This window comes from Streptococcus mitis (genome assembly GCF_009496205.1).
In the GTDB taxonomy this organism is placed as follows: domain Bacteria; phylum Bacillota; class Bacilli; order Lactobacillales; family Streptococcaceae; genus Streptococcus; species Streptococcus mitis_BN.
The window spans coordinates 1-6,011 of sequence record NZ_WIJO01000079.1 but is presented as its reverse complement, the minus strand read 5'-3'; the positions used below and the strand labels follow the sequence as shown (position 1 = coordinate 6,011).

6 protein-coding genes and 1 tRNA gene are annotated in these 6,011 nt (G+C 38.1%); all 7 read right to left on the bottom strand.

Translation table 11 applies throughout. The features are described 5' to 3' along the window. Nucleotides 1–126: 126 nt before the first annotated feature. The 7 genes from GEZ85_RS09595 to GEZ85_RS09565 all read right to left on the bottom strand — a co-directional run bounded on the left by GEZ85_RS09595 (nucleotide 127) and on the right by GEZ85_RS09565 (nucleotide 5,886). Entirely contained in the window at nucleotides 127–456 is a 330-nt protein-coding gene (locus GEZ85_RS09595) for a hypothetical protein (RefSeq protein ID WP_153210153.1), read from the bottom strand. Nucleotides 457–707: 251 nt separating this feature from the next. Further along, nucleotides 708–1,598: a hypothetical protein gene (locus tag GEZ85_RS09590; protein ID WP_004255742.1), complete on the bottom strand. Its 891-nt coding sequence runs from the start codon at nucleotides 1,596–1,598 to the stop codon at nucleotides 708–710. 218 nt (nucleotides 1,599–1,816) lie between these two features. Continuing rightward, nucleotides 1,817–1,889: transfer RNA gene (locus GEZ85_RS09585), tRNA-Thr, on the bottom strand. Between the two features lie 100 nt (nucleotides 1,890–1,989). Next, on the bottom strand, nucleotides 1,990–2,775 hold the full coding sequence (locus GEZ85_RS09580; protein ID WP_153210152.1) for an ABC transporter permease: 786 nt from the start codon (nucleotides 2,773–2,775) through the stop codon (nucleotides 1,990–1,992). Between the two features lies 1 nt (nucleotide 2,776). Continuing rightward, a complete protein-coding gene (locus GEZ85_RS09575) occupies nucleotides 2,777–3,595 on the bottom strand; it encodes an ABC transporter permease (protein ID WP_153210151.1) in 819 nt (272 codons plus the stop codon). Nucleotide 3,596: 1 nt separating this feature from the next. Then, nucleotides 3,597–4,589: an ABC transporter ATP-binding protein gene (locus GEZ85_RS09570; protein WP_153210150.1), complete on the bottom strand. Its 993-nt coding sequence runs from the start codon at nucleotides 4,587–4,589 to the stop codon at nucleotides 3,597–3,599. A 364-nt stretch (nucleotides 4,590–4,953) separates the two neighbouring features. Then, on the bottom strand, nucleotides 4,954–5,886 hold the full coding sequence (locus GEZ85_RS09565) for an alpha/beta fold hydrolase (RefSeq protein WP_153210149.1): 933 nt from the start codon (nucleotides 5,884–5,886) through the stop codon (nucleotides 4,954–4,956). Nucleotides 5,887–6,011 lie beyond the last annotated feature (125 nt).

The window sequence follows — 6,011 nt, the reverse complement described above, 5'->3', positions numbered from 1 at the left end:
TATTCGAATTAGCTCACGACTCTTGTTCATCCAGTTTTTTATACAGGCTAGGAAAAGCCCTATTAAACACCACGGTTTGGTATTGTTCGCCTTCAGTATAGGCTAAACTTCTTTTTCTGTCATGAGTTAGCAGAATCTGCCTGCTTGGAGTTTTTTATCTTTATCAGGAAAGATAAATCCAATACCAATGCAAGCTAGAACACCTGCTCCAATTACCAAACCACTTGAAATTGGCAAAAGGTTCAAAATTGCATTTGCGATGATAAAGGCAATAATCAAACACATCAGACTAGCCTTGTAATCTTTTTTTAAAAAATTCTCTAGAGTGAAAAAGAGGAACAAGCCTATCGGAATGAGTGACCAGAGGTTGACATCCAAACTTGACCATCCAACAGAACCAAAATACAAAACCAAAGCTGAAACTAGCAAGAATCCAATACCTAATAATTTTTTCATTTTTATCTCCAATTTCTTTTTTAGGAACTTGAGTTATCTGATAGTGACGTCTCACGTCCCTTACAAAAATCATTATAGCAGAGGTCAGTGTCAAGAACAAGTGCTTTTGCCTATCTGGTCTCTATCTCGGTCTAAATGGTTCAATAGTTAAAATGAAAGAAAAAGAAGCCCTAATCAGCTTCTTCATTCTAGTGATTGCAACAGTATCTCTGAACTAAAACAATCGAAAGTTAGATTCTAAACTAGTTTTTCTAGTTCGTATTTTTCTTTTCCTTAGATTCTAGAGAAGTTTTGATTGCTTCGCGTTCAGCCTGTAGTTGAGCTAAATTCTTCTCCTCTTCCTCAAGTTTACTAGTATCTGGTTTTACACGATAATAAACATCTTCTGGTTTCATAAGCATACTAACATAACTTTGTCCAGCCACAAGTCTATCTTCAGCAGGATTTGACTTATCAGTAAATTTTCCATTCTCAGCGGACTCTAAGACAATACCGCTAGGTATTGCAACTACAATAAAACCTCCAGCAACTGAATCTTTTACCCAAGCACTAATAAAAACTGTTTCTGGATTTTGACTATTTTTTCCACCTGATGCTTTCAATTCGACAATAGATTCATTCTTTTGACCATTCGACAGCCAAGAGGAACGCATTTCCCCAGACTCATTAATAACATATTCATTACCTGAAGCTGTACGCCATATACCTTTCAAACTAGATAAATCATTATTTCTTAGTGCTTCAATATCCAGTTTCAGAACAGCGGTTTCTTCTTTTAGCTTGTCAACTAACTTCTCTGACTCAGCGACTTTGCTATCTAAACTAGCTAGCTGATCCTTGAGTTTCTGGATTTCCTCCTCTTTCTGCTTGATTTCAGATGCTTTAGAATTATCTGTCGATTCTTGACTTTTGTTCTCTTTTTTTGCAATCGAAGGAATAGCTTCGTTTGATTCTTTCTTTTCATTTGGTGATAAGAAAAGGATGCTTGCTACGATTGCAACAACCAAAAGACTAAGAGAAATACCAATATAGACTTTTATCTTGAGAGCCTTCCCAACAATTCTAGTTGGAGAGAATCCCTTCGCTACATTTGAAACAGTTGTTTTAGGACCATTTTTCTCTTCAAAGTCTTTCTTATTCATGTTATTGCTCCTATTTTTCATTTATCTTAGATAAATTTACGAGTTTTTTCTAGCATAAGTGAATTGTTTCAAGTTCAAAAAATAATATAAAAAGTTATCATAATTAAAGACTGCTATCAAACTCTTTTTTGAACTTAATTAAAATAGATTATATCATAATTTTTTAAAATTATATATATTTATAAAAAAGAAACCCAGTAGAATGAGTTTCTTCTCTTTGCCGATTGCAGGGTTTGAACCTGTGACCTAGGCTTTACGAGTGCCTTGCTCTACCAACTGAGCTAAATCGGCGATTACACTTACAGTATAGCACTCTGAGAATAGGTGTCAAGAAATTTTCATCTCTATTAAAAAAAGCCTGTCCTGAGACAAGGCTTTGATATTCTATTATTTACGAACCTGCACTTTCGTAGGCATCCAAGCCCCTATCCCAGAGTTTAAGGGAAATGACAAAGAAAACAAGGGAAATCAACATCAAACCTCCGATGTTAAAGATTACATCCTTGTCCTGCAAGAAATAGCTAGCAGGATAGTAGGCCGTAAAGGCAAATGGCACGATAAAGCTAATCAACCATCGAAGGAGCGAATTGTAAATCGAAATCGGATACTTAGCAAAATCATTAAACATATAGAAAATGTAAATCATAGCGCCTGACTGCTTGGTCCAAAAAGCGATGCTGGCTGTGGCAATTTTCAAGGAAGTGTAGATCAAGGTCGCAAAGGGAATACAGACTAGGAAAAGTAGGAATTTGGGAAGGGTCCAAGCAATGCTGGCCACAGTTGTTGCTAGTAAAATACCCCCGACCAAAAGTTCTCCCAAGGCATCAATCTGAAAGGTCTCAACTAGGATGTGAAAGAGAGGATTGATAGGACGCGTCAGATACTTATCAAATTCCCCTTTTCGGACTAAGCGTTGTCCTAGTGCCCATAGATTGTCAAAAAAGAGATGGTCCAGTCCCTTGGGAATCAAGGAAAAACCATAGATAAAGGCAATTTCTTGAAAAGTCCAGCCTTCTAGGGATGGAATATGTTGAAAGATGACATTGAGAAACAAGAGGTTCAATCCTTGGGTCAGAAAGACTCCCAAGACACCAACCACAAAATCAACCTTGTACTCCATGATTTGCTTGATGTATTGTCTGATAAAAATCAGATGCATGCGTTGATATTTTTTCATACTAACCTCCTTGAATGGTGATAAAGGACTGGACTCGTTTCCAAATCAACTGAGACAAGCCCACCATCACTAAGAGCCAGAAAAACTGCAAAGCGAGCGCCTGAAGAATCTGATTGGCATCATATTTCCCAACGATAATCATGACCGGAGTGTAAATTAAGGATGAAAAAGGCAGGAAGGACAGAATATCTGAAACAACCTTTGGAAAGAAAGCCAAGGGAATCAAACTTCCAGACATAAAAGCCACTATGGAAGTCTTAAGTAGGTTGGAACCCCAAAGATTTTTAAACACAAAGGCAGAAAATCCAAAGCAAATATTAAAGAAAAAGTTAATCAGATAGGCTAAGGTTAAGCTAAAAAGATAAAGGACAGTTAATCCTAGCACTTCTGCAATCCCTTGCCCAGATACGATTTTCATCAACACGATGACACTTAAAAATGGAAGGCCAACAGAGATAAAAATCAACCACTTGGACCCAAGCTCGGTGAAAAGATATGAGGCCGCAAAATGCACCGGTCTCAACAAGCGCATGATGATGGAACCATCCTTGACCTCCTCCCCGATCATAAAGGAGCTATCAGATCTGGTCAGAAGATTGGTAACAAAACTCATAATGATGTAGAGGGTGATATCTGCCATACTAAAGCCCTGAATCAAGGACTCTTGCGAAGAATCAAAGACAGCCTTCCAGAGATAAAAGGCCACAAAAGCACCCATAACATCGCCGATCCGATAGAGAATAAAGTTGACTCGATAGGTAATCAATTCCTGAACCCCTGCATTGATAAAGGGTGTATAACGTCTCCACAATTTGATCATCTTAGAGCTCCTTTCGGTAGAAGCGACGGATAATATCCTCAATATCCGTATCCACCATCTTCAAATCGCGGATTTCAAAATCAGACAGGGTTTGCTTGATAATATCAGCTGACTGGTAGCGAGAACTATCGAATTCAATGTTGAGACTATTTCCTTGTCTATCAATTGTCATATCCGAAAAGCCTTCATAGTGAGAAACGATATGACTTTGACCTGGTAGCAATTCAAAAGAAAGAGTCTTCATCTTGCCAAATGTGTCCTTAAGCTGGCTAACCGTTCCATCAAAAATCTCTTGCCCCTTGTCAATCATAAAAATCCGATCACAGAGCTGCTCAATGTCGCTCAGGTCGTGAGTGGTCAAGAGAATGGTTGTCTCTTCCTCTTGATTGATTTGGGTAATAGCCCGACGAATGTTATCCTTGACCGAAACGTCCAAACCAATGGTCGGCTCATCTAAAAAGAGAACCTTGGGATTGTGAAGCAAGGAAGCCGCAATATCCGCCCGCATCCTTTGACCCAGTGAAAGAGTCCGCACGGGATCCTTGATAAAGTCCTTCAAATCCAAGACTTCATTCAAAAAGTCCATACGCTTATGGAAGAGCGAGTCTGGTACATCATAAATCTCCTTTAAAACCGTGTAGGTCTCTTGCAGTGCCAAATCCCACCATAGCTGGGTTCGTTGTCCAAAAACTACGCCAATATCTTTGACATAATCTTGACGATTGTCCTGGGGAATCTTGCCATTAATCCGACAAAAACCAGATGTCGGTTTCAAAATTCCTGTCAGCATTTTAATGGTTGTCGACTTCCCTGCACCATTGGCCCCAATAAAGCCTAAAATTTGCCCCTTGGGAACCTCAAAGGTCAAATCTTTGACCGCTTCAAAGGTCTGTTTTTCAGGATGAATAAAGGAGCGTAATGCCCCCTTCAACCCCGGTTCCTTAACAGTCTTCACAAAATTTTTCTGAAGATGTTCCACTTCTATCATTGCCATATCTATCTCCCTATGTAAGGAATAGCAACATTGTGTTTTTGACTACAAGTATTCTAAATCCTTACTTTCTATACCTTCTACATTTTATTACTACAAAAGGCTTTATACCAACCTATTATAATCCAATAAAAAATAGAATGCAAGCGTTTGCCTAAAGTTTATGAAATTAGAGATTCCTCTCTTAAAATAATAGTTTGAATCAAAAATTCTGGTTTGATAGTTTCCTTAAAACACTAAAAAAAACCACCCAATGGGCAGGTTGGTGGTTAAGAAAAAAATTTTTTTAATCGAAAAAACTCACGATTCTACTGTTAATCCTTCAGCATTTAATTATTGTCATCAGTCTAAAATGATTTCTACCCCCTCAATGACTCTTTAAAAAATCTAAAATCTGAGAAACAACTTCATGACTTTGATAATGATAAAGTTCGTGAGGCGCATCCATATAGATGACTTGAACATTAGACTGGTCACTAGAAAATTTCTCTGCATAATGCTGCCATTCTAATTGTCTAAAGGTCGTGCCTTCACCGTTAGACACCAGTAATAAGGTGGGAATTTTCGGATTAATGCTAGATGGAACTTTCTTGGCATTTTCCTTTGCCAAACGGGATTCATGAAGCATGGCTTGTGACATCAACTGCTTATATGCTAGTAATTTATATTGTTGTCGTTCAGTTTCAGTCAGAGTTGGATTTTTTATATAAAAGGACTCAGGGAAATAGCGTAATAAGCCAATCTTACTGCTCCAATAGGCCACAGTAAGCAAGGCCTGATTGTCCTTTAAATTCTCATAACTAGCTGGCAGTGCCCAATCTAACCCAACCAAGGTTTTCACTTCATCAGGATATTTTTCCTGCCAAGCTAAACTCTCAAGACTAGCCATGGAATGAGATAAAATGATAAAAGGACCTTTGACGTTTGCTTGTGAAAGAGCTTGACGCGTCTCAGACAAAACCTCTATCACATCTCTTGAATGATTGCTATCATCACTATAACCATACCCTGCTCTCTCCACGATGACTACCTTATACCGTTTCGATAAGGATTCCGATACTTCTTTAAAGTCCAATATAGGAGAAGCAATACCAGCACCTGAGAGAACTACTATAGTCTCAGGACCATTCCCTTCAACGTAAACATTTATTTGATGTCCATAGACGAGAACTTGTTGTCCCATAGGTGTCAGTGAGGCTTGTTCTTTTTCCAAACTGATACGGTGAAAGATGAATGTAGCCGCTAGAAACAAAAGAATGAAACTAAGAAAGGCAAGACTACATTGTTTTAGTTTTTTCAGGCTCTATAATATTTGTAGTGGGTAAATCCCCTATGGATATTATGGAACCTATTTTGTTGTAGAAAAAAAGTTCCATATGACCTATAATGAAAAGCGACTAAACAACTCATTAGAAAGATTCATAT